19 protein-coding genes are annotated in these 24,145 nt (G+C 47.9%); 8 read left to right on the top strand and 11 right to left on the bottom strand.

Annotated features, from left to right (window positions below; genetic code table 11):
• Positions 1-84: 84 nt before the first annotated feature.
• From METBU_RS0122520 to hemC, 4 genes are read right to left on the bottom strand one after another with little or no spacing between them, the layout of a single operon-like run.
• Positions 85-1,317 carry a heme biosynthesis HemY N-terminal domain-containing protein gene (locus METBU_RS0122520; protein WP_017842773.1) on the bottom strand — a complete coding sequence of 411 codons (1,233 nt, stop codon included), beginning with the start codon at positions 1,315-1,317 and terminating at the stop codon, positions 85-87.
• A gap of 19 nt (positions 1,318-1,336) precedes the next feature.
• Entirely contained in the window at positions 1,337-2,509 is a 1,173-nt protein-coding gene (locus METBU_RS0122515) for a uroporphyrinogen-III C-methyltransferase (protein WP_235726441.1), read from the bottom strand.
• A gap of 1 nt (position 2,510) precedes the next feature.
• Positions 2,511-3,281, bottom strand: a complete 771-nt coding sequence (locus tag METBU_RS0122510; RefSeq protein ID WP_017842771.1) for a uroporphyrinogen-III synthase — start codon at positions 3,279-3,281, stop codon at positions 2,511-2,513.
• A complete protein-coding gene (gene hemC / locus METBU_RS0122505) occupies positions 3,281-4,207 on the bottom strand; it encodes a hydroxymethylbilane synthase (protein ID WP_026130394.1) in 927 nt (308 codons plus the stop codon). Before hemC ends, METBU_RS0122510 begins: the two co-directional genes overlap by 1 nt.
• Before the next feature lie 260 nt (positions 4,208-4,467).
• On the opposite strand from hemC, the gene argH reads away from it, so the two are divergent.
• The 3 genes from argH to METBU_RS0122490 all read left to right on the top strand — a co-directional run bounded on the left by argH (position 4,468) and on the right by METBU_RS0122490 (position 9,918).
• Positions 4,468-5,865: an argininosuccinate lyase gene (argH, locus tag METBU_RS0122500; RefSeq protein ID WP_026130393.1), complete on the top strand. Its 1,398-nt coding sequence runs from the start codon at positions 4,468-4,470 to the stop codon at positions 5,863-5,865.
• 776 nt (positions 5,866-6,641) lie between these two features.
• Positions 6,642-9,467: a class I adenylate cyclase gene (locus tag METBU_RS0122495; RefSeq protein WP_017842768.1), complete on the top strand. Its 2,826-nt coding sequence runs from the start codon at positions 6,642-6,644 to the stop codon at positions 9,465-9,467.
• A gap of 85 nt (positions 9,468-9,552) precedes the next feature.
• A complete protein-coding gene (locus tag METBU_RS0122490) occupies positions 9,553-9,918 on the top strand; it encodes a PilZ domain-containing protein (RefSeq protein WP_017842767.1) in 366 nt (121 codons plus the stop codon).
• Between the two features lie 326 nt (positions 9,919-10,244).
• Here METBU_RS0122490 and METBU_RS0122485 read toward each other — a convergent pair whose 3' ends face one another.
• Positions 10,245-11,330, bottom strand: coding sequence for a TRAP transporter substrate-binding protein (locus METBU_RS0122485; protein ID WP_017842766.1), 1,086 nt, complete (start codon positions 11,328-11,330; stop codon positions 10,245-10,247).
• A 272-nt stretch (positions 11,331-11,602) separates the two neighbouring features.
• Here METBU_RS0122485 and gap point away from each other — a divergent pair, with 272 nt between their 5' ends.
• Positions 11,603-12,613 carry a type I glyceraldehyde-3-phosphate dehydrogenase gene (gene gap / locus METBU_RS0122480; protein WP_017842765.1) on the top strand — a complete coding sequence of 337 codons (1,011 nt, stop codon included), beginning with the start codon at positions 11,603-11,605 and terminating at the stop codon, positions 12,611-12,613.
• A 9-nt stretch (positions 12,614-12,622) separates the two neighbouring features.
• On the top strand, positions 12,623-14,068 hold the full coding sequence (gene pyk, locus METBU_RS0122475; RefSeq protein WP_017842764.1) for a pyruvate kinase: 1,446 nt from the start codon (positions 12,623-12,625) through the stop codon (positions 14,066-14,068).
• Positions 14,069-14,218: 150 nt separating this feature from the next.
• Here pyk and METBU_RS0122470 read toward each other — a convergent pair whose 3' ends face one another.
• The 6 genes from METBU_RS0122470 to parE all read right to left on the bottom strand — a co-directional run bounded on the left by METBU_RS0122470 (position 14,219) and on the right by parE (position 20,053).
• A complete protein-coding gene (locus METBU_RS0122470; RefSeq protein WP_017842763.1) occupies positions 14,219-15,055 on the bottom strand; it encodes a sterol desaturase family protein in 837 nt (278 codons plus the stop codon).
• 310 nt (positions 15,056-15,365) lie between these two features.
• The gene (locus METBU_RS0122465) at positions 15,366-15,812 is read right to left on the bottom strand and encodes a PAS sensor domain-containing protein (RefSeq protein WP_017842762.1); all 447 of its coding nucleotides are present in this window, start codon (positions 15,810-15,812) and stop codon (positions 15,366-15,368) included.
• A 74-nt stretch (positions 15,813-15,886) separates the two neighbouring features.
• On the bottom strand, positions 15,887-16,375 hold the full coding sequence (locus tag METBU_RS0122460; RefSeq protein ID WP_017842761.1) for an SRPBCC family protein: 489 nt from the start codon (positions 16,373-16,375) through the stop codon (positions 15,887-15,889).
• Positions 16,376-16,546: 171 nt separating this feature from the next.
• Positions 16,547-17,041 (bottom strand): PAS domain-containing protein, encoded by a 495-nt coding sequence (locus METBU_RS0122455; RefSeq protein WP_017842760.1) that lies wholly within the window; start codon positions 17,039-17,041, stop codon positions 16,547-16,549.
• 430 nt (positions 17,042-17,471) lie between these two features.
• A complete protein-coding gene (locus METBU_RS0122450) occupies positions 17,472-17,936 on the bottom strand; it encodes an SRPBCC family protein (RefSeq protein WP_017842759.1) in 465 nt (154 codons plus the stop codon).
• Between the two features lie 227 nt (positions 17,937-18,163).
• Positions 18,164-20,053 carry a DNA topoisomerase IV subunit B gene (gene parE, locus METBU_RS0122445; RefSeq protein ID WP_017842758.1) on the bottom strand — a complete coding sequence of 630 codons (1,890 nt, stop codon included), beginning with the start codon at positions 20,051-20,053 and terminating at the stop codon, positions 18,164-18,166.
• A gap of 84 nt (positions 20,054-20,137) precedes the next feature.
• Here parE and METBU_RS0122440 point away from each other — a divergent pair, with 84 nt between their 5' ends.
• The 3 genes from METBU_RS0122440 (at position 20,138) to dxs (ending at position 23,207) form a co-directional block, all read left to right on the top strand.
• On the top strand, positions 20,138-20,371 hold the full coding sequence (locus tag METBU_RS0122440) for an exodeoxyribonuclease VII small subunit (protein ID WP_017842757.1): 234 nt from the start codon (positions 20,138-20,140) through the stop codon (positions 20,369-20,371).
• The gene (ispA, locus tag METBU_RS0122435) at positions 20,364-21,260 is read left to right on the top strand and encodes a (2E,6E)-farnesyl diphosphate synthase (RefSeq protein WP_017842756.1); all 897 of its coding nucleotides are present in this window, start codon (positions 20,364-20,366) and stop codon (positions 21,258-21,260) included. Before METBU_RS0122440 ends, ispA begins: the two co-directional genes overlap by 8 nt.
• An 84-nt stretch (positions 21,261-21,344) precedes the next feature.
• Positions 21,345-23,207 carry a 1-deoxy-D-xylulose-5-phosphate synthase gene (dxs, locus tag METBU_RS0122430; protein WP_017842755.1) on the top strand — a complete coding sequence of 621 codons (1,863 nt, stop codon included), beginning with the start codon at positions 21,345-21,347 and terminating at the stop codon, positions 23,205-23,207.
• The last annotated feature ends 938 nt before the right edge of the window (positions 23,208-24,145 follow it).

Genomic DNA, 24,145 nt, shown 5'->3' with positions numbered 1-24,145 from the left:
GTTTCGTGGACAAAATGCTTTTTCCAAGATGATAAGCGCTTTTCTGAAGCGACAAAAATTTCAAATTACCGTTTTTTCAGCCGGTTAGCCCGTAATATTTTCTACCTGGCGAGCCACCTCGCCGGAGGCCAAGTCGAGAGCGCATTTGTAACATTCAAGCGCCGAATTTTTATCGCCTTTTTCGGTCAATAAGTCCGCTAACAATTGATAAGCCGAAACCGAAGGCTCCAAGGCAATACTTTTTTCCAAATATTGCCCGGCTTTATCCGTTTCTTTACATCTTTTACTGATTTTTCCGAGAACCCTCAACAAAACTGCATTATCGGGATAAGCCTTGAGCCAACCTTCGGCGGTTTTTAGCTGCCTTTGAGGGTCGTTGGATTGAACGCTGCCAAATAACACCAACAAAGTTTCGTCCCAATCCTCGGAAATTGAGCGTGCCAGTTCATCCTCTATTTTGGCACCGGCGCCAACATCGATCATACCGGCAAAATAAATGGCCGGAATCCCCGGAATACGCTTGATATAATCGGGCACTTCCTGCCAGACTTCTTGAATCTTGGTATAGTCGCCGTTTTCCGCCGCCTGCCTCAACAAGCCGCTAAAAACCTCAGCCTCCAAAAGTTTGATTTCGGCTTCCATCAACACTTTGCTTTTATTCATCGACGGAATAATTTTGCGTATAGCGTCCCAGTCTCCCAATTGGCGATACGTCTGATGAAGCAGTTTCAAGACGCTGGCATGGCCGGGATTGATTGAGTGCAGTTTTTTCAGCGTGTCGAGTGCTTGGTCGAACTGCTGCTCCGACAAATGCATTTCCGCCTGAGTCAAACCGACCGCAATATCGGCGCCAGGCGATCGCTCCGCGGCAATTCTTAGATATTCATCGCGCTTTTCAATAGCTCCGCGCGACTGAGCGGCGCGTGCCGCAGTCAAATAATGAATCAACGGCGCGCCGCTATGCGAAGCATGTTTGATCAGAATTTTTTCGGCTTTTTCCCAATTTCCTTCCGCCGAATCCACCAAACCTGCGATCAAAGCTTCTTGAGAACGGTTATATTTGACGCTTTGGCCATGGGATTTGACCTTGCCGGGCAGCCGAAGCATCCAGCCCAGTAAGCGAAAAAACATATAGAACAGAAAGAAAGCAATAACCAGCGTAACACCTAACACAAGTAAAGACGTTTCCAGAGACCAATGGCCGATACCAATCAAGACATAGCCCGGATCGTCGTAGCGAGAAAACCAACTGTGTATCCCAAAAGCTACCGCGATGGCGATAAACAGCGAGCCCAGAAAAAAAATAATATTTTTCATAATGTACCCGTTGTTTGTTTTAGGATGGATCAGGGGCCGACAAAGCCTTATCGGTTTCGATTCTAAGTTTGGTGATATCGCGAAGCATTTTTAGAGAATGACTGATATCGGGATATTGACTATGCAAGCTAATTGCTTCGAGCTTTTCCAATTCGGCAACGAAATTTCTGGCGATCGAATTACTTGTAAAATGTTCGGCCACCCATTCCTGGGCATCGGCAATACTGGCCTTGTATAAAACTTCGTTTTGCTGCACCAAACCGATTTTTATCATTTCCAATTTGACACGCAATTGCTGGCGAGTGAACTGCGCTTCCTCCGGCGTAATAATTTCAGTAATAGGTTGATCGGCATGTCGTACCGTTACGACACCTTGTAAACTTTTCAATGCCTTAGACAAAAGGTCGTGCTCTTCATCGGTATGCTGAGCGTGATCGTGTATTTCTTCAGACGGCGTCAGGGGCTTACCTACATAAGGTTTAATCAGCGACAGCTTACCTATTTCAGTCTCTAATGTTCTGATCGACGAATAAATGCCGACAATATCGAGCAATTGCACTTTACCCAATTCGGCAATTTCTTTGGAAATTTGTTCGCGTATTTTATAGGCCGCCGCATCGCCGCTTTCACGCAAGCGCTGATCGGCCGCTTGCAACGCCTCGCGAGCAGTCTCGACATCGCCGGTCAACTGCAAGCGCTGATTTGCGACGCTAAGCAAATACTCGGCATCGGCGACCAACCAATCGCCACGCGTTTTACCCAATTGGCGCTGAACCTGTTGAATTCGAGTATTAAAATCGGTGCGCATCGCTTCCAATTTTTCGGACTGCAGTTGAGAAAACTCGGTTAAGGATTCGTTAATCAACCTATCTTTCGCTTTTAAGTCCGATTCGATCGTCGTTAAATGCGATTGGATCGCGGCAATTTGAGTTTGATAACCGCTGATCTGCTTCGTCAACTCGAATAATTGCATATCGCCTTTAGAGACCTCACCGCCGAGCGTCTCCTGCTGCTGTCTTAATTGAGAAAATAAAAACAAGCCTATGCCAACGATCGACAAAATAACCAAAAAAACGATCACAGCCAGCCAAAATCCGCTTCGGGACCGGTGTACTTTTTCGCTGCTATTCGCCGTTTTCGTATCCGTTCCAGCTTCCGCTTCCCGCTCTTGATTTTCAGTCACTTCGGCCACACTATTCCCCATTGCACACAATAGTTACTTTTTGGACAATCGCTTCGTCATCCGGACCGGAGGCTAAAGCGATCCTTTTAAAGCCGATATCCTCGGCAAGATATTTCATTCTTTCGCTGATAACGACCAACGGGACGGACATCAATTCCGACTTTACGTAAGAACCTAACATTTCCACAAGATTGAGTAATGCTTCACCACTGCTTACCGTGATCAGGCTCAGTTCTCCGCGTTTTAACAAATCGACCACCGGCTGAACATCGTATTGCGGACGCATTCGTTGATAGACTTCCCAATATTCAACGGTCGCACCTCTTTCTCGCAAAGTATCGGCAAGTTTTTCCCTACCGCCTTTGCCCCTAACTATTAAAAGGGAGCTTCCCTCAACCCCATGAAAATAAGGCAGTGCCAATAAAGATTCGCTATCGAAACCAGTCTCTGGCACCCAATCCACGATGAGTCCCGCCGATTCCAAAGCCCTGGCCGTGGCTTTTCCAACCGAAGCGATTTTACACTGTTTAAATGGGGCTATTTTGCCATTATTCGCTTGCAGCGCAAAATTTACCGCATTAGCGCTAACAAAGATTAAACAATCGAAATATTGCAGCTTTTCCAACATTTCGAATTGGTCAGTCGAGCGAGGCAGCGGAGCAATTTCGAGTACTGGGAAGGATACGGCTTGCCACCCACGGCTCTCGATCAAGCGTGTCAAATTATGCGCCTGATGAACCGGTCGCGTCACGAGTACCGAAAACGGCTTTGCATTCGTCATTAATCTAACAAAGCCTGCAAAATTTTATCGCCGCCGCTAGCCAATAACTCTTCGGCAATCGAGACACCGATCTGTTCGGCCTGTTCGGCCGGTCCGCTATGTTCGGCGCGATATATCACACTACCATCCGGATCGCCGACCAAGCCGCGCATATAAAGTGTATCCGATTGCAAGGTCGCAAAACCGGCTATCGGGACTTGGCAGCCGCCCTTTAAGCGAGCATTCATCGCACGCTCGGCCGATACACAAATATGGGTTTCCGGATCGTGTAGCCGACTCAATAATTCGTTGATAACCGTATCGTCGCTTCGGCATTCGATACCGATCGCGCCTTGCCCGATGGCCGGCAGGCTTTCGCTAGGATCGAGCCGCGCGGCGATTCTATGCTGCATACCTAAGCGAATCAGCCCGGCCGAGGCAAGAATGATCGCATCGAATTCGCCCGCATCAAGCTTGGCCAATCGGGTATTGACATTGCCTCTCAATGTCAATATTTCGGCATTGGGAAATTTTTCCTTGATTTGACATTGTCTTCGCAAGCTGCAAGTCCCTATTCTAGGTCGTTCGGGCAGTTCGCTCAGTGAAGTATAGCGATTAGAGACAAAAGCATCGGTAGGATCTTCACGCTGTAAAATCACCGACAAATGCAAGCCATCCGGAAATTCCACCGGCACATCCTTCATTGAATGCACGGCAATATCGGCCCTGCCTTCCAACATACCCTGCTCCAACTCCTTGACGAACAAGCCTTTGCCGCCAACCTTAGCCAATGGCGCATCCAATAATTTGTCGCCTTTCGTGGTCATCGTGACCAATTCGGTTTCGAGTCCCGGAAAAGCCCGCTTCAACCGCTCGGCGACATGTTCAGCCTGCCATAAGGCCAAAGGGCTCTTGCGAGTTGCGATACGAATGATTTGATTTGCCAAAACAACACCCAATATTCAACTAAAAATGCACATTGTAACCTGTCCGACAAGCACAATCCTTAGCGAGTTTCATTTTCGGCAGACAAAGTCTTGCACAACCTAGAAAAACTCATTTTATTTCTAGGGACTTACAAAACGCATAGTCAATTAAAAACTTTTTCTTCAAAAATATAGAAATGGGGCGAATCAACAATTTTCAGAACACCGAAAGCCGGCGCATCGCTTATAATGAATCATTTCTAATTTCAACACCGAATTTCATGACCACCGTTAATTCCGAAAAACTATCCAGCGCCCGATTTGCCGAAGCTACCGATGCCTTTGTAGAAATCTTCACCGCTTCGGTCGACTTCGACAAGCGCATGGCCCAGCAAGACATTCAAGGTTCGATCGCTCACGCAACAATGCTGGGCAAAATCGGCATCCTCACCGAAAGCGAACGCGATGCGATCATCGATGGCCTACAAAAAATCGGCATCGAAATCGAGCAAGGCCGATTTAATTGGTCCGTTAAACAAGAAGACGTTCATATGAACATCGAAGCCCGCCTGACCGATATGATCGGCATTGCCGGCAAAAAGCTACATACCGGACGCTCTCGCAACGATCAGGTCGCGACCGACATTAGGCTTTATTTGCGCGATGAAATCAAGCGTATCCGCAACGAACTGACTCGTTTGCAAAATGCCATTTTGGATCTGGCCGAACGCGAAGCAGACACGATCATGCCCGGTTTTACCCATTTGCAGGTCGCACAACCGATCACCTTCGGACACCACCTGATGGCTTGGTTCGAAATGCTCAAGCGCGATAACGAGCGCTTAGCCGACTGTCTGAAACGTATCAACATTATGCCGCTGGGAGCCGCCGCACTAGCCGGGACCAGTTATCCGATCGACCGGCACATGACCGCCCAACTGTTGCAATTTGCCGAACCGTCCGCCAATTCGCTGGATTCGGTCAGCGACCGCGATTTCGCAATCGAGTTTTGTGCTGCGGGCAGTTTGATCATGATGCATCTCTCGCGCTTTTCCGAGGAACTGGTATTATGGTCGAGCGCCCAATTCGATTTCATCGATATTCCTGACGCTTTCTGCACCGGCTCCTCCATCATGCCGCAAAAGAAAAACCCTGACGTCCCGGAATTGGTACGCGGCAAATCGGGACGCGTTACCGGACATTTGATGTCGCTGTTGATGCTGATGAAAAGCCAACCACTCGCCTATAATAAAGACAATCAAGAAGACAAAGAACCATTGTTCGATACTGCCGACACCCTAATCAATTGCCTGCGCGCATTCGCGGACATGGTGCCCCGATTAAGCGCTAAAAAAGACAACATGTACCGCGCCGCGAAACAAGGCTTCGCGACCGCGACCGATCTGGCCGATTACCTAGTCCGGAAAGGCCTGGCCTTTCGAGATGCACATGAAATTGTCGGCCAAGCCGTGCGGCTCGGCGTCGAAACCGAACGCGACTTGTCCGAGTTAACGCTAACGGAATTACAACAGTTTTCCGACAATATTGACGAAAACGTCTTTAGCGTATTAACGCTGGAAGGCTCGGTCGCCGCCCGCCAACATATCGGAGGTACCGCACCGGCCACCGTTAGAGCGGCCATTAGCAAAGCGAGAGCTGAGCTAGTTGGGAATGCGTGAATGGTGAATGGTGAATGGTGAATGGTGAATGGTGAATGGTGAATGGTGAATGGTGAATGGTGAATGGTGAATGGAAAAGCATAGCTGAAAGATCGAGGCAAGCCACTGCTTTTTTATCCAAAAAAAGAGTAGTTGAGAGCCTAAAACTACCGTACGCACTGAGTCCTTCGGCTGCGCTCAGGAAAGTCCTGTCGAAGGGTGAAGGGTACAGGGCAAACGCATTAAAATAAATGCCATATCAATATGTTATGACTATTCAACCTAAGCTTGCAGAATATTTTATTTGTTAGTTTTTATTTTGTGGCAATAAAGGCTGCCGCTATGAAATTACTGAAAATACTACGCATTATAACCATTTGATTTTATATGTAGTTTTAATGCGTTTACCCTGGTGAAGGGTAGTTTGAGGCTTCACCAAGCTAGTGAAAGCGCTGTAGACCGTTCATGCTTCGACTTTGCTCAGCACGAACGGTCTACAACGCATGCCAACTGCTTTTTCTAGGATAAAAGGTATGGCTTGTCTCTATCGAGGACCGCCGTGAACCCACCCATGGGGAATTGACGGCAACGCTCGAACGCCAAGAATAGCGTTATGCGTAATCGACATTCGCCCCGGAACCAAAATTTGACTAACAAATGGTATAACCTAAAGTTATAACAGTGCGTGACATTTCGCGTAATGGGAGCTTCCGTGCTTCAAAATGCCCACAAATCTTGCTGCACTGCCATACCGAAGACAACAATATGCCTGTTAATCGCTAACCATTCACGACTTCATGGTTGAAAAAAAACATCTCACACCGATTCGCCTAGGTTCGCCCGGAGAAGATATCAGCAAGAAAGATTTGCTAGCGATTCTCCAGCGTTTCAAAAATTTGCATTTGCTTCAGCAAAAACGCATTCAAAGTTTTTTGCAACCGCGTCAACGGGTTTTTTTAGAATTACTCCCCTTGCTGTTTCATCAAAACGTACCGTTACTGCCCGGTTTTATTTCTTCTGAAACCCCAGCCGGCATTCTAGACTATTCACCGACACGCCAAGCCCTACTGCATGCCGCCCAATTTTCGAGAAGCTATCAATACAAAACGCGCGCCTTAGCGAGTTACCCGATTCTAGGCTTGTTTTTGATGGGCAGCGTCGGCAGCATTGCCTTCACCAAAACCAGCGATATGGATATTTGGCTTTGCCACGACCCCGCCTTGCCGCCTTCGGCCATAGAAGAACTTCAGCAGAAAGCCGCCGCGATCGAAGAATGGGCCATGTCTTTGGACCTTGAGGTCCATTTTTTTCTGATCGATCATGAAAAATTCAAAAGCGGCCAAGATATCCCTATCTCCGATGAAAGCAGCGGAAAGACCCAACACTATTTATTACTAGAGGAATTTTATCGTACGGCCGTCTATATCGCGGGCCGGTCGCCGGCTTGGTGGCTCGTGCCGCCGCAAGAAGACCATCGTCATACCGACTATATCAGTCATTTACTCGATAATAAATTCATCTCGGAACTGGAAGTCATCGATTTCGGCAGCTTGGAAAACGCGCCTCCCGAAGAATTCATCACCGTCACGCTCTGGCATATTTATAAAGCGATCGGCTCGCCGCATAAGTCGCTGCTGAAACTGATGCTGATGGAATGTTACGCAAGCGAGTATCCAAATACTCAATGGCTTTGTTCGGAAATGAAAAAAGCCGTTCACGGCGGAGAATTCTCGCTCGAGGATCTAGACCCCTATCTTTTGATTTATCAAAAACTCGAGAATTACCTTAGCTCGCCCGCTAATCGCGCGCGCCTGGAACTGATTAGACATAGCCTATACATTAAAATCATGGGCTTTGCCAATACCGAACAAGACCCGCAAAAACAGCTCTATCGCACCGAATTCATCAAGCATATTGCGCATCGGTGGCAGTGGCCGGAAACCCTGCTGCCTGAAATCAGCCGACAACAATCATGGAACATACTGAAAGCGACACGTGAACATGACATTATTCTGCGTCATCTAGCAGGCTGTTATCGTATGATTTTAAATTTTGCCGGGCAGCATGTTCAAAGCAACCTGAAGGACAATGAAGATCTCAAATTGATAGGTCGCAAGCTGCATTCCTTTCTGGACAAAAAACCAGGTAAAATCGAATTTATTACAACCCGCTCGGCACTACAAACCAAAGAACAGGAATTATCGCTCGTAGAAACTCGCTTCGCCGATAATCAAAGCGGCTGGAGCCTTTATCTTGGTCATGTTACCGCGGACAATCTTGCCGAACAAAGCCCGATAAAAAACACCTGGAGTTTAATCGAACTGCTGGCATGGATCATTGTAAACGGCCTATACCATAAAAAACTGAAACTTAACCTCGACAGTAAAACACTAATTCTCTCAACGAACGAACTGCAAACTACGACCGAACAATTAAATGACTTCATCTGCAGCCGACTCGATAGATTGCACCTCGACTTGCCTAACTATAAACAACCCAACCAGTGTCAAAGCTCGCTATTGTTCATCAATATCGGCATGGAGCCTGAAGGCGATCGCAATGACGGACGCCTAGTCATGAGCGAACGCTCCGACCCTTTTAGTTATGGCAAGAGCCGTCAATCGTTTGTTCAATCGGTAAATCGGATTTCCATTTCGAACTGGGGGGAAGTTACCGCAAGCCGCGCAATCGGACTGGACGGTCTATTCGATACATTCACCGACATCATCAACAATCATCGACTTCCAATCGTTGATAATGACGTCAAAGTTGTTTGTAATACTTCGGCGCGCGCCAATAGCATTAGCCAGCGAGCCCAAAGCGTATTCCAAACCTTAATCAGTTGGTTCGGCCGGCAAAATTCAAATGAATCGCCCCGCTACATCCTGGCAGGAGCAAAAGATTATTATATTTTTCAGAGAAAAAATAAGGTCCTACACTATCGAAGCATCGGAACTCGTCAGGAACTGTTAAATGAATTAAGCCAAGCCCAAGGACTTTTCAACCCAACGCATATCGACCCTTTTTGCCTGGAAGAAAGCGAGATACCCGAATTATTGAAATTGAATAAAGCCAATACGATTCAAGTATTTCATACTGCCACTAAAACCGGCATACAGCTTTATTTACTGGACGAAAAAGGCGCACTGTTTCGCCAGCACTACCCTTCCGCGAAGATCGACGGTCTATTGCGCCGTTATCAACACTTTTTGGATAATATTCTAAACCGATATTTCTTTGACGACAGCATCTTAATCGAGCATTATGAAATCCGACACAATCCCAATGCCATCATAAAATATACCCCGAGTATTCCAAACCGAATAAATTTGACTCAAGAATTGGATATTCGCGTATCCGGAGAATACTCGGGATCCTACACGCTTTATTGCAACGAAAAAGAATTTTCGACACTGACTTACGGTAAACGTGCCCTTGCTGCGGCTGCTGAATATATTCTGGAATTTAGACAATCCCATCAACGATATCCTATTCACATCAGCGATATCGACGTACCGCTCGCAAACTTAGGCATTGAAAACGCATCGGAATTACAAACTATTCACCTGTTGAAATATAAACAAAAAATCGAAAACCGTTTAAACAGCATTTCGGGCACATAACTATTTTTTATTAATGATTTGCAAAAGCTTACGAACTGCGAAACTTTAGACACCAAGCATCGACACTTTTAAATTCATACATCACATGCACAACGAACAACGCAACCACCCAAGAATATCGGTCAAGGAATTAAAAGCCCATGTCAGCATCGACCGAGTCAGGCAGGCTCCGATTGAAATTGACGGCGACGTTATCGACATTAGCTACACCGGCATTAAAATTCGCCTGAACTCTCCATTACCCGAGAAAAGCGAAGGAATTGTCAAAATTGTCATCGTGCTCCCCGAATCGAAAATTCCGATAACGATACACGGCGAGATCAAGCATTACTGCCCACACTTCGAATACGGCCTGCACCATGGCAACTATTCGACTGAAGAAGCTTTAGACGAACTGATGTTCGAATGTGTCAAACAAACCCAAACGAACATCGCAATGCCGACAATATAACTGGGCAACGAATCCACAAAATGCTTTTGACCCTAAATTCGGCAACTTAACCATGAAAAACATGAAGTTCTTTATGTGTTTCAAGATGATATTAAAAACCTTGAGTAATCATTCAGGAGAAAAACTGTTTTGCAAAAGCATGGCAAGCTATTGAATTAACCTCTTATTCTTCATGGTGAAATGCTTTTTGTAGGTCAAAGGAATATGAGTACGTCCCTGTACAATGGATATCGGCAATCCCTGCCGGTATGACGGGTAGTTTGGCCTTTGTCGATTTGGCTGAAAGTTCTACGTAATCAGGAAATGCTTTTTTATAGGTTTATCGATCAAAGCGCTCTCGCCTTCAAAAAGGCCAACTCCGAGATCTCGGTCCAACGCGAAACTTGGCTTCTGAAACCGACGACCGAATCGTAAACTTTTTTGACCGCAGGATCCTTTGCGGCCATTTCAGCAATAAGTTCGTCCGAAATCTGCTTGAGTTTTTTCAGTACATCGTCAGGCAAAGGCAATACCGATACATTATGCTTGTTCATTAAAGTATCCAAGGCTTGATTATTACGCGCCGTGTATTCGCTTATCATGTCCATATTTGCAGCCTTACACGCCGTCATTACAATTTGCTGCAAATCTTTCGGCAATGCGTCGAAGGCTTTTCGGTTGATAACGGCCTCGATCGTCGAACCCGGCTCATGCCAACCTGGGTAATAATAAAACTTCGCCGCCTTATGCAAGCCGAAAGCCAAATCGTTATAAGGCCCGACCCATTCGGTCGCATCGATGTTATGTGACTGCAAAGCCGTGAATATCTCTCCGCCCGGCAAGTTAACCGTAGTACCGCCGGCGCGCCTCAAAACTTCGCCACCCAGACCGGGAATACGCATTTTCAATCCTTTCAAATCGGCTACCGATTTAATTTCCCGATTGAACCATCCGGCCATTTGCACGCCCGAATTTCCGGCCGGCACCGGAATCAGACCGAAGGGCTTGTAAAGTTCTTGCCACAACTCCAAACCGCCACCGTAATACAACCACGCATTCATTTCTTGAGCCGTAAAGCCGAAAGGCACCGCCGAAAAAAACTGCGCCGCCTCCGACTTACCCTTCCAATAATAAGACCCGGAATGGCCCATCTCTGCAGTTCCATTAGCAACCGCATCAAACACTTCAAAAGCAGGCACCAATTCCGAAGCCCCATAGACTTTGACATTGATCCGCCCACCGCTCATCTCGGTGATCATTTGCGCCAATAAGTTAGCGCCATGCCCTAAGCCTGGAAAATTTTTCGGCCAAGCCGTGACCAGCTTCCATTTAAAAACCGTGTCGGCCTTACTGATTTCAGTACCCGTCAATGTTACAGTACTTGCCGCGACCGTACTTACGCCCGCTTTTTTTATAAATTCTCTACGCTTCATATGCTATGCACCTCCGTAATTTGCGAAAAAGTCGATGATTACCCGCAATCAAAAAATTGGCTTTGAATGCGACGTGAGTTTAACGAAGATTCACACAAACTACCGAAACTTTCCACAATAGCAACACGGTGATTTGTGTTACTCTAAAGCAACGAATCCCTTTATACATGGACGGAATATAGCTAATTTTGCTATACTTTCACGCCGTACGCTGATCAGAAACCGATCGGCGCCCACCTAAAAAATCAACCTCACATTACCGGAGAACTTATATGGCAATTAAAGTCGCAATCAACGGCTATGGTCGTATTGGACGAAATATCGTTCGTGCATTGTATGAATCTGGCCGCAACGGTGAAATCCAAGTTGTTGCAATCAACGACTTGGGCGATTCCGCTACCAATGCTCACCTCACTCAATACGATACCGCGCACGGAAAATTCCCCGGTGAAGTCGGTGTCGACGGCGATTACATGATCGTCAATGGCGACAGAATTCGTGTACTTTCCGAACGCGACCCATCCAAACTTCCTTGGGCCGAACTCGGGGTCGACGTCGTGCATGAATGCACCGGTTTTTTTACCAGCAAAGCCAAAGCTTCCGCTCATATCACCGCAGGCGCGAAAAAAGTTATCATTTCGGCCCCCGGCGGTAACGACGTCGACGCCACAATCGTTTACGGCGTCAACCACGACTCGTTAAAAGCCTCCGACACGATCATTTCCAATGCTTCGTGCACCACCAACTGTCTGGCGCCATTAGCAAAAGCTTTGAACGATACCATCGGCATCAAACACGGCTTAATGACCACGATTCATGCTTACACCAACGACCAAGTGTTAACCGACGTTTATCACAGCGATTTACGCCGCGCGCGTTCCGCAACACAATCGATGATCCCAACCAAAACCGGCGCGGCCGCGGCTGTCGGCTTGGTTCTACCTGAATTGGCCGGAAAACTGGACGGCTTCGCCATGCGCGTACCGACCATCAACGTTTCGGTCGTCGACCTGTGCTTTACCGCCGGAAAAGATACCAGCGTGGATGAAATCAACAGCATCCTGAAATCCGCTTCGGAAAAATCGAACGGCATCTTGGCTTACAACGACAAGCCTCTGGTTTCTATCGACTTCAACCATAATCCTGCATCATCGATCTACGAATCGTCATTAACCAAAGTCACTGGCGGCAACTTCGTTAAAGTTTTGGCTTGGTACGACAACGAATGGGGCTTCTCGAACCGCATGCTGGATACCACTGTTGCCTTGTGCAACGCAAAATAAAGGGCACTAATGTTACGTAGAACCAAAATACTGGCCACCTTGGGCCCCGCAACGGATAAACCTGGGGTCCTTGAAAACTTGTTCAAAGCCGGCATCGACGTGGTTCGCATGAATTTCTCGCACGGCTCGGCGCAAGACCATATTGACCGAGCCAACAAAGTTCGCGAATTAAGCCGCAAAACCGGACGCCGCGTCGGCATCTTAGGCGACCTGCAAGGCCCTAAAATACGCATAGCGCGTTTCAAAGAAACGAAAGTATGGCTTGATGAAGGCCAGGATTTCGCCCTGGACATCAACTTGGGCCCGAACGACGGCGATAATACCCAAGTCGGCATCACTTACGAACCGCTGGCTCGCGAGGTGCGCAACGGCAGTCGTTTACTATTGGACGATGGGCGAGTGGTATTAGACGTAGTCGATACCGACGGCAAACGTGTCAATTGCAAAGTAGTCGTCGGCGGCGACCTGTCCAACAACAAAGGCATCAATCTTCTAGGCGGCGGTTTATCCGCCGCCGCTTTGACTGAAAAGGACAAGGAAGACATCAAAACGATTGCGAAAATCGATTGCGATTATGTTGCCGTATCTTTTCCTAGATGCGCAGCGGACTTGAACGAAGCGCGCGAATTGTTACTGGCGGAAGGCTGCCATGCCGGCATCGTCGCGAAGGTCGAACGCGCCGAAGCCATGGAAGTCATGGATGAAATCATCCTGGCTTCCGATGCGGTAATGGTTGCTCGTGGCGACTTGGGTGTTGAAATTGGCGACGCCAATCTTCCGGCCGCGCAGAAACGACTCATTAGCCGCGCACGCGAATTGAATCGCATAGCGATCACTGCGACGCAAATGATGGAATCGATGATAGAAAATCCGATTCCGACTCGCGCCGAAGTCTTCGACGTTGCGAATGCCGTCGTCGACGGTACCGATGCGATCATGCTATCGGCCGAAACCGCTTCCGGTAAATATCCGGTCAAAGCGGTTGAAGCGATGGTACGGGTTTGCGAAGAAACCGAGAAACAACCGAGCGTTCGAGTTTCGAAGCATCGCATGGATACGCAATTCCAGCGCATCGATGAAGCCATCGCGATGTCGGCGATGTATATGGCGAATCATACGACGATTCATGGCATAGCGGCATTGACCGAATCCGGATCGACACCGTTATGGATGTCCAGAATCAGCTCGGCAATTCCTATCTTCGCATTTAGCAGCCAGGAAAAAACCTTGGGCAAGGTCACGCTTTACCGAGGCGTTTTTCCGTTCTATTTCGACAAACATCTGAAAGAACCGGATCATGCCGAAGTCAACCGCGAAATCGTCAATCATCTAAGAAAACGCCATCAAGCGCAAAACGGCGATAAATTCATTATCACCAAAGGCGATCTGACCGGCGTTCAAGGCGGAACCAACGCATTGAAAGTGATTACCGTGGGCGAAGGCTTAACGCCTTAATCACTCACTGTTATTCCTAAACAATGCATCAAGGGCGGATACACTCCGCCCTTTTTTGTTTCCGGTACCCGCTTTTGCAAAACTAGTCGAGATCAATCCTGGCTATAAAGCACCTGGTTATGCCCACCTGACCGCGAACGCCAAATCGATTTATTTTCTTCCTTTCGGAATCAAACCTAATAGTTTGGCTACGTGTCTTTCGGTAATGAATGCCAAGAAAAACAGCTGTATAAAATTATCTGCTTCGATTAAATCGAGACCGATCTTTTTCGGAACCAATTCCTTGCGAGTACCAAACAATTGATCCCATATCGATAACACAATACCGTAATTACTGTCATGCTCACTACGTAGTGCCGAATGATGAGTTCTATGCAAGGCCGGCGTAATAATAACTTTCGACAATAAATCCTCTTTCTCGAAGGACAGATTCGAATGATGAAAGAAAATAAAAGACAGCTCGATCAATTCGATCGCGAGTATCACGTAAGCATCGACGCCGAAAACAATGACGAACAGGCATTTCATGACGATTTCAATAAACAAATCGAATACATGAAAACGAAACCCGGTCGTGACGTTAAAGGTTTTATCACTATGATGAATTTTATGGAAACGCCATAAAAATTCGTTTTTGTGACTTGCATAATGCCAAGCATAAATCGCAAGATCGAACAATAAAAACGATAGCACCCATTTAATCGGCCCGTTGGACAGACCGCTCAACACGCCATAATTCGAAAACTGTTGCGCCACAAAAAAAAGCGAGGACGCTCTTAGGGTGGTTAAAATAACATTATTAAATAAAAAAGCCGTAGTATTAGTAACCACCGAATTTTTCGCGACTTTTCGATCGAACCGCTGGTAAGGTTTCAATCCTTCCATCACTATTAACAACAGAAATGCTGCTATCGCCAATGACAAAAAGATTTCATTCAACGGCAAACCTTGCTCGGCAACCGGTAAAGAGCTATCCGTAACGTTCATGACGCACCTTGACTAAAATAAACATATCAACACCCTATATCGGAAGTCTTATTAGATAAGCCTCTAGACGATTGCCCAAATAAATCTTAATGAATCATATACCCTTTGCTAGTCAAATTTCGGCGTAGGGGTGCCCGTGAAAGGACGCCGTGAATACGTCCATGTAGGCTCTATGACAGTATCCATGCTGCCAAAGCCTTTGCGAGCGCCATGGATGGCATGAATGTCGATTTTGCAGGAGCAAAATCGACCTAACACCCCGACGCCTCCATACGCTAATGCCGAAATTTGAAGTGCGATAGGTATAATATTACAGACTTTCTAGCTGTTTTCTCAAATTATTGATAGTTTCCTCGTCAACGATTTGCCGTGTAACATCGTATTGCACGCCGAGAAAATAAATCAGCTTGCCGCTCCGATCGCATAATGGAATGATCTTAAACCGGTTATAGAATAACTCTCCGTTTTTTTTATAATTGCGCAAAACCACTTCAACCGGTTTTTGTGCATTTATAGCCTCCTTAATCCTCTTAATTTCTTCTTGGTTTCGGTCATCGCCCTGCAAGAATCGACAATTGCGTCCGATCACTTCTTCCTGCGAATAACCGGTAACCGCTACAAACGCTTTATTGGCATAAACAATCGGCATGTCCTCGAGGTCAGGGTCGGCTAGCGTAATGCCGTTAATGCATTCATCCAGAATCAGCGATAGAATTTGCGGAATCAATCCCGGATCTTTTTCAGCGATAAAAGCCATTGTTATACTCCTAGATAAATTTTACGATTGGAACATTCAGTGTTGGCTGCCGGTAGCGTTCAATAACCTTTAAATCAAGACCCTTCCGGCTCACCGTAATGACCACCCAACAGTGTTTGGATATTTTCCAGCGAATTTTGCAAGCCTTCCTCGATGGCAACACGAATCAACTTTTCAAACGGCCTCATGAAGAAATCGACATGCAGCAACTCAAAGCTAATTTCTAATCGAGTCGAATCGATGCCGTTGTCCTCCTCAAAGGTATAAACTTCACGAAACTCTTGGCTTACCGATTCCAGCGCTAATGTTTGTAACGGCACAAATTCGGTGATCTCGAAGGTCGACTCTACTTTTTGCCCTTGCTCTATCCTAACTTGCTTGGCTCTCGAACCGACTCCGATAGGTTGTTCCTGCAGCACCTCAAATTCGATAACTTCCAAGGCCCATTTTGGATAATTATCAAAAAAATGAAAGCCGACATAATCGAACACGTCAGCAACGGTTTTTTCAAGACCTATACCAGCTTTCCCGATCAACGGTTTTGATAAATCAAACGCAAACATGCGGCCTCCTTGTCGATCGTGGTAAGTTGAAGTTTTTTTTCTCCGGCACCGAAATATCCATAGATATTTTCGGATAAATGTCGGCACACGTCATGTCAACCTCATTACTCATTAGCTTCCCCATATCGCCTAGTTGTTTGTTTTTTGAAAGAATCGATCACGTTTGAGTATTCAACGTTTAACAGTTCCTCGCTTAGACTGCTGACTAAGGTAGTCGAAACGCCTTAAGTCGAAAGAATTATTCAATCTTTCTATCTCGTGTTGCGCATGTATCTGTTCGGTAATGTCGTATTGAACGCCTAGAAAATAAATCAACCGACCTTCGTTATCGAATAAGGGGGTTACAGAAAGCCGATTGTAAAAAAGATCGCCGTTTTTTTTATAGTTTTTTAGCGTGACCTCAACTGCTCGTCGATTCTTGATCGCCTCACGCAAGATTTCGATCTCCGGTTGATCATGATCTTTTCCTTGCAAGAACCGGCAGTTTTTTCCAATAATGTCATCACGACTGTAACCGGTGATTTTTTCGAAAACTTCGTTCGCGAAGACGATCGGGTTATCTTCCAAATCGGGATCGGACAAGGTAATACCATTAACACACCCGTCCAAAATTTGAGTAAGAATGTGAGGAATGACTCCCGGATCTTTTTCTATTTGAAACTTCATGTTCAATACCCGCCATCTGACTCAAAAAATATCCGGATTGCTTAGCATTAGTCATCAATTCTGAACTCGTAATTAGCGTTCTCTAAGGAATGAGCACGAAATAACTCAGGCTTCATCGTTCCCACGCTCTGCGGCACTGCCATTAAGTTAAGGGAAACCCGTCATTCCGCCATGGACTGGCGGAATCCAGTGCCATGGATGGTAGGCTTTTGAAAACCATTCGAGCCTGAAGCCAGTATTACTATTCTGTGACGGCTTAACTTAATGGTAGTGACGCTCAGCGCTCATCGTTATACATAAGTTCTACAGCACGCTCGCGAACCTCCATGCCGTTAAACACCGAATCCCTACCCAGATCAAACCATAAGTGCTTGTGTTAGCATTGGTGGGGTTGCCATGGTACGCATAGCATACCCTACGGGGCTCGCCCCTAAGACTCTATTAACGTTTTGAGATTTCGAACCGTTCGGATCGCACCCTCTCTCACAGCAATACGAATCAGCTTTTCAAACGGTAGCATGAAGAGTTCGAGCCTCAATAATTCGAAAGTAAATGTGACTTCAGTCTGCTCCGGCGTCCGCCCGGGCTTAAAATCATAAAAACAACGATAGGGATTCGAAACACCTTCAAAAGTCAATTTACTAAGCGGATCAAAGCAAGTTACCTTAAAAGTCGACTCGCTTCTTTGACCCTGATCGATTCGTACCTGCCTGGCAAGGCTATTCAAACGTAACGGCGGATCGCTCAGTAATTCGCATTCGATGACCTCAGGCGACCACCGATGATAATTTTTAAAAAAATCGACCCCGATAAAATTAAACACATCATCCACCGGTTTATTGATGATTGTGCTAGCCGTACCCGAAGCGGAATGATCCGAAGTAAATCCAAACATTTACAGGCTCACCATTTGGTTAACAATAGAAGCGAAAGTCCTTGTGATTGGCTCATTCATTCCATTCATTTCGATCATAACGAATTGCCAATTAGAATATCAGCACAATTCACATTGGCAATCATCCGCCTTGCAATATTTCGCCGAATTCATTGAAAGTTATACCTTTCACCTTTCACCTTTCACCTTTCATCTTTCCTCTTTCTGCTCTCTACTCACCATAAAATTCACAAATCCGCCAAATTCCCTTTGGTTTCAAGCCAATGCTTACGATCCGGCGAGCGTTTTTTTGCTAATAGTAAATCCAATTGTTCGCTGGTATCGTCATCAGTGGCGACCGTCAATTGCACGAGCCGGCGGGTGTCGGGGTTCATCGTCGTTTCACGAAGCTGGCTCGGGTTCATTTCGCCTAAGCCTTTGAAACGCTGAACATTGATCTGGCCTTTCAACTTTTCTGCCTTAATTCGATCCAAAACGCCTTGGCGCTCGGCTTCGTCGAGCGCATAAAAGACTTTTTTGCCGATATCGACCCGATACAACGGCGGCATTGCGACAAATACATGGCCGGCTTGCACCAAAGCATTAAAGTGTTGATAAAACAATGCGCAAATCAATGTCGCAATATGATTACCGTCCGAGTCTGCGTCTGCCAAAATACATACCTTACCGTAGCGCAGGCTTCGTAAATCATCCGAACCCGGCTCTATACCCAAAGCCACCGCGATGTCATGAACCTCCTGAGACGCCATGACTTGGCTCGAATCGACTTCCCAGGTATTTAGGATTTTTCCCCGTAGCGGCATGATTGCCTGAAACTCTCGGTCTCTCGCCTGTTTGGCCGAACCGCCGGCCGAATCGCCCTCAACCAAAAACAATTCGGATCGGCCGATATCCTGGCCGGAACAATCGGCAAGCTTACCGGGTAGCGCAGGTCCCGAGGTCAATTTCTTACGAACGATTTTCTTAGCCGATTTCAATCGCTTTTGCGCACTGGCAATAATAATTTCGGCAATTTTTTCGCCTTCGGACGGATGCTGATTCAACCAAAGACTGAAACCGTCTTTCGCAACACCCGAAACGAACGCGACACATTCGCGCGAACTCAAACGCTCCTTGGTCTGCCCCGAAAACTGAGGATCTTCCAATTTGACCGACAAAATAAAATGGCAATGCTCCCAGACATCTTCCGGCGAAACCTTGATGCCTCGCGGCAATAGGTTCCTGAAATCGCAAAATTCGCGCATCGCTTCAGTCAAGCCGGCCCGTAAACCGTTGACATGCGTGCCGCCTTGCGCGGTCGGCACCAGATTGACATAACTTTCGTTAATCGCTTCGGGCAGACTATCGCCCGTCCATACGATACCCCATTCGACCGCTTCATGATCGGACGTCATTTTGCCCATAAAAGGCGGTTCGGGATAAAACTCGGCATCCCCTACACGATCGAGCAAATATTCCTTGAGGCCGTCTTGATAACACCATTGCCACTCCTCATCGGTAAATTCGGATTGCAAAGTAATATTGAGACCCGGGCATAATACCGCTTTCGCTCTCAATACATGCCTGAGCTTACTCACCGAAATCTTATTCGAATCGAAATATTTTTCATTCGGCCAAAACTTGACCGCCGTACCGGTATTGTTGCGACCCACCGAACCCGTTTCGGTTAACTCGCTCTGCTTTTCACCGTCGGCAAAAGTCATGCGATACACCTTACCGCCACGCTTGACTTCAATCTCCAAATGGGCCGACAACGCATTGACGACAGAAACGCCGACACCGTGCAAACCACCGGAAAACTGATAATTTTTATTCGAGAACTTCCCGCCGGCATGCAGTTGCGTCAAAATCACTTCGACACCGGGAATACCCTGCTCGGGATGAATATCGACTGGCATTCCTCGACCATTGTCGCTAACTAATACAGAACCGTCTTTATATAATACGACAGTAATATTGTCGGCATGCCCTGCTATCGCTTCGTCGACGCTGTTGTCGACAACCTCTTGCACCAGATGGTTCGGTCGGGTCGTATCGGTATACATACCGGGCCGTTTCCGAACAGGTTCCAAGCCGCTTAATACCTCTATCGCGGCTGCATTGTAATCATTACTCATACTTCCTAATCACTCATTATCCAAATTCATATATAATGGCCGGTTTGATTCCATCGCCCAATTTCTACGTACTATTTTATCTACATGCCGAGAAAAAAAACCACGAATTTATTCGAAGAGTCCCTAGCCGAGCTTGAGCAACTCGTCGAGCAAATGGAACAAGGTGAGCTATCTTTAGAAGATTCGTTAAAATCATTTGAACGCGGCGTCGCTTTAACCCGAACCTGCCAGAAAGCCTTGCAGGAAGCCGAACAGAAAGTTCAGATTTTACTGGAAAAAAACGGCACTCAAACTCTGGAGCCCTTCACCGATGAGTAACGCACTGAAAGACTATCTGACCTTTTGTCAAAACCGAGTCGAAAGAGCCTTGGAAGCCCGACTGCCAAGCGAAACCCAAATACCGGCTAAATTGCACGAAGCGATGCGCTATTGCGTGTTGGACGGCGGTAAACGCATGCGTCCGATGCTAACCTACTGTACAGGAAAAGCCTTGGGCATTGCACCGGAAGATTTAGACGGAGCGGCCTGTGCGGTTGAATTCATTCATGTTTATTCATTGATACATGACGATTTGCCGGCCATGGACGACGACGATCTCAGACGCGGAAAACCGACCTGCCATATCGCTTATGATGAAGCGACCGCCATTCTGACCGGCGACGCACTACAAGCACTGGCATTCAAGGTCTTGGCGGACGACCCGACCATCCAAGCCGATGCCGAAAGCCGTCTAAAAATGATTACGATGCTGGCCAAAGCTAGCGGCTCTCAAGGCATGGTCGGCGGTCAAGCCATCGATTTAGAATCGGTCGGCACAATGCTGACGCTGCCTCAGCTTGAAAATATGCATATCCACAAGACCGGCGCGTTAATCCGAGCCAGCGTCAACATGGCAACATTAACCAAGCCCGATATCGACCCGAAACAAGCCGAAGGCCTCGATCATTACGCAAAATGCATCGGCCTATCCTTCCAAGTCAAGGACGATATTTTGGACGAAGAGAGCGATACTGCAACACTCGGCAAAACCCAAGGCAAGGACAAGGACAACGACAAGCCGACTTACCCTGCCTTACTCGGTTTGGCCGGGGCAAAACAAAAAGCCCAGGAACTTCATGAGCAAGCCATCGAAAGCTTGAGCGGATTTGGGTCCGAGGCCGACTTGCTACGCGACTTGTCGCTTTATATTATTCAGCGGGATCATTAACTCCCGACTTGAACACTAGGATATTAATCTGCATAATCAGTCGGTAACCGCGTCCGTGCCGATCAATAAGGAATCGATTTATTCATGAAAATCACAGGAAACTTCCCCATACTAGACAGTATCAAGCTCCCCTCCGACCTAAGAAAACTGCCGAAGGAACGATTAAAACCGCTTGCCAAAGAACTTCGCGAGTTTCTGACCCACACGGTCAGTATTTCCGGCGGGCATTTTTCGGCAGGCCTCGGTACCGTGGAGTTGACCGTGGCACTGCATTACGTATTCGATACGCCGCGCGATCAATTGGTTTGGGATGTCGGCCATCAGGCTTATCCGCATAAGATCCTGACCGGACGCAAGGAGCGCATGACGACGATTCGCACGCGCGACGGCATTTGCGCGTTTCCGAACCGTTCCGAGAGCGAATACGATGCCTTCGGCGTCGGCCATTCGAGCACGTCGATCAGCGCGGCCTTAGGCATGGCGATCGCATCCGGTTTGCGCGGCGAGGACAAGCATTGCGTCGCGATCATCGGCGATGGCAGCATCACCGGCGGCATGGCCTTCGAAGCGATGAATCATGCCGGTGCGATCGACGCGAATTTGTTGGTGATCTTGAACGATAACGATATGTCGATTTCGCCGAATGTCGGCGCGTTGAATAATTATCTGACTAAGATTCTGTCGAGTAAGATTTATTCTTCGGTACGCGAAGAAAGCAAGAAGGTCCTCAGCAGCATGCCGAGCGTCTGGGAACTGGCGCGCAAGACCGAGGAGCACATGAAAGGCATGATCGTGCCGGGCACCTTGTTCGAGGAAATGGGTTTCAATTATATCGGTCCGATCGACGGCCACGATCTGGACATGCTGGTGTCGACGCTGGAGAATCTGAAACACATTTCCGGCCCGCGTTTCTTGCATATCGTCACCAAGAAAGGCAAGGGCTATGCGCCGGCCGAGAAAGACCCGCTCGCCTATCACGGCGTGCCGGCCTTCGACCCGAGCCGCGATTGTCTGCCGAAATCGGCCCCTTCTCCGCACCCGACGTATACGCAGGTATTCGGAGAATGGCTCTGCGACATGGCCGAGCAGGACGAGCGCTTATTGGGCATTACCCCGGCGATGCGCGAAGGCTCGGGCCTGGTCGCGTTTTCCGAACGCTTTCCGAAGCGCTATTTCGATGTCGCCATCGCCGAGCAGCATGCCGTAACCTTAGCGGCGGGCCTGGCCTGCGAGGGCGGCAAACCGGTCGTCGCGATCTATTCAACCTTCTTACAACGCGGCTACGATCAATTGATACACGATGTGGTCTTGCAGGACCTGGACGTATTGTTTGCGCTCGACCGCGCAGGCTTAGTCGGCCCGGACGGCCCGACCCATGCAGGCAGTTTCGATTACACCTACATGCGCTGCCTGCCGAACATGCTGATCATGGCACCGGCCGACGAGAACGAATGCCGGCAGATGCTCTATACCGGTTATATTCATAAAGGCCCGGCTTCGGTCCGCTATCCACGCGGCAAAGGCCCGGGCGTGCCGGTCGATTGCACCATGACCGCACTGCCGATCGGCAAGGCCGAATTGCGCCATCAAGGCGGTCGCATCGCGATTCTGGCGTTCGGCAGCCTGGTGGCTCCGTCGGTCGAGGCCGGCAAGCAACTCGGCGCGACCGTAGTCAACATGCGTTTCATCAAGCCGATCGATGAAGCATTGATTCTGGAACTGGCCAAGAGTCACGACATTATCGTCACGGTCGAGGAAAACGTCGTCGCCGGCGGCGCCGGCAGCGCGGTCAACGAATTTCTGCAGGCGCAGAGAATCGTGATGCCGGTCTTGAATATCGGCCTGCCCGATGCCTTTATCGAACAAGGCACGCGCGAGGAATTACTGAGTTTTTGCGGATTGGATACACAAGGCATATTGCAGAGCATCGAGCAATTTTGCGCGTGATCTCATTGGCGAAAGCCGGCTTTGCTTGACACATGCCACCATGAAGATCATGTAGAATAAGCCACGCGGGGCGGGTTATTTAACCCGCCCCGATTGTTTCGGCTTGCTTTGGTCACGGTCAAAACGTTTAGGACGGGGCTGCAAACCCCGCCCTACCATGATTTATCGTTCCCATGCTCTGCGCTCGTCGTTATACATAAGTATAAATATGCCTAATTGTGCAAAAAGTAGCGACCGAGCGCTAAATGGTTGCGCTGTCCGGAAAGGCTATTGGTGTTTGAGCGTTACTGGCTTCGATAGTCGCGACGAAGGCGTCGCTCCCACAGAGAGCGGCGGACGCTCTGTGGGAGCGATCCCCTGATCGCGATCTCGAGGCCGAGAGTGTTAAGTAACAATAAATGCTATCGAGGTCTCATTGGTTAAGGTTGCAAAAAGGTAATTTTTGACTTATGTATAACGATAAGCGCTCTGCGTGAGAATGCCGCTTTAGACGCTCCGCGTCGACTGCGACTGAAGGTGGATTGGGAAACTGTAGGGAGTGTATTCGTTAGCTCCTGCTTGTTTTATCCTAAAAAGAGCAGTTGAGAGCCTCAAACTACCGTTCGCCCTGAGCCTGTCGAAGGGTGAACGGTAGTTTGAGGCTTCACCAGGCCGGCGAACGTGTTGTAGACCATTCATGCTTCGACTTTACTCAGCACGAACGGTCTACAACACATGCCAACTGCTCTTTTTAGGTTTATCGATCGATGGGAACGCAGGAGCGTCCCGGGATGCATTCCCACGCAGAGCGCGTCACTACCATTAAGTTAAGCCGTAACAGAATAAGTAAAGCTGGCACTCAGGCTCGAATGTGCTTCAAAAGCCTGCCATCCATGGCACTGGATTCCGCCAGTCCATGGCGGAATGACGGGCTTCCCTTAACTTAACGACAGTGACGC

It is taken from the genome of Methylotuvimicrobium buryatense 5G, assembly GCF_000341735.1.
In the GTDB taxonomy this organism is placed as follows: Bacteria; Pseudomonadota; Gammaproteobacteria; order Methylococcales; family Methylomonadaceae; genus Methylotuvimicrobium; species Methylotuvimicrobium buryatense.
The sequence above is the reverse complement of the archived record's forward strand: the minus strand, read 5'-3'. Positions and strand labels throughout refer to the sequence as shown.

What these genes read in the sequence shown, in the direction of transcription:
- METBU_RS0122520 (WP_017842773.1), bottom strand. Translation starts at nt 1,317, where the DNA reads ATGAAAAATATTATTTTTTTTCTGGGCTCGCTGTTTATCGCCATCGCG.
- dxs (WP_017842755.1), top strand. Translation starts at nt 21,345, where the DNA reads ATGAAAATCACAGGAAACTTCCCCATACTAGACAGTATCAAGCTCCCC.
- parE (WP_017842758.1), bottom strand. Translation starts at nt 20,053, where the DNA reads ATGAGTAATGATTACAATGCAGCCGCGATAGAGGTATTAAGCGGCTTG.
- ispA (WP_017842756.1), top strand. Translation starts at nt 20,364, where the DNA reads ATGAGTAACGCACTGAAAGACTATCTGACCTTTTGTCAAAACCGAGTC.
- METBU_RS0122460 (WP_017842761.1), bottom strand. Translation starts at nt 16,375, where the DNA reads ATGTTTGCGTTTGATTTATCAAAACCGTTGATCGGGAAAGCTGGTATA.
- METBU_RS0122450 (WP_017842759.1), bottom strand. Translation starts at nt 17,936, where the DNA reads ATGTTTGGATTTACTTCGGATCATTCCGCTTCGGGTACGGCTAGCACA.
- argH (WP_026130393.1), top strand. Translation starts at nt 4,468, where the DNA reads ATGACCACCGTTAATTCCGAAAAACTATCCAGCGCCCGATTTGCCGAA.
- gap (WP_017842765.1), top strand. Translation starts at nt 11,603, where the DNA reads ATGGCAATTAAAGTCGCAATCAACGGCTATGGTCGTATTGGACGAAAT.
- METBU_RS0122440 (WP_017842757.1), top strand. Translation starts at nt 20,138, where the DNA reads ATGCCGAGAAAAAAAACCACGAATTTATTCGAAGAGTCCCTAGCCGAG.
- METBU_RS0122455 (WP_017842760.1), bottom strand. Translation starts at nt 17,041, where the DNA reads ATGAAGTTTCAAATAGAAAAAGATCCGGGAGTCATTCCTCACATTCTT.
- METBU_RS0122465 (WP_017842762.1), bottom strand. Translation starts at nt 15,812, where the DNA reads ATGGCTTTTATCGCTGAAAAAGATCCGGGATTGATTCCGCAAATTCTA.
- pyk (WP_017842764.1), top strand. Translation starts at nt 12,623, where the DNA reads ATGTTACGTAGAACCAAAATACTGGCCACCTTGGGCCCCGCAACGGAT.
- METBU_RS0122485 (WP_017842766.1), bottom strand. Translation starts at nt 11,330, where the DNA reads ATGAAGCGTAGAGAATTTATAAAAAAAGCGGGCGTAAGTACGGTCGCG.
- METBU_RS0122510 (WP_017842771.1), bottom strand. Translation starts at nt 3,281, where the DNA reads ATGACGAATGCAAAGCCGTTTTCGGTACTCGTGACGCGACCGGTTCAT.
- METBU_RS0122470 (WP_017842763.1), bottom strand. Translation starts at nt 15,055, where the DNA reads ATGAACGTTACGGATAGCTCTTTACCGGTTGCCGAGCAAGGTTTGCCG.
- METBU_RS0122495 (WP_017842768.1), top strand. Translation starts at nt 6,642, where the DNA reads ATGGTTGAAAAAAAACATCTCACACCGATTCGCCTAGGTTCGCCCGGA.
- METBU_RS0122490 (WP_017842767.1), top strand. Translation starts at nt 9,553, where the DNA reads ATGCACAACGAACAACGCAACCACCCAAGAATATCGGTCAAGGAATTA.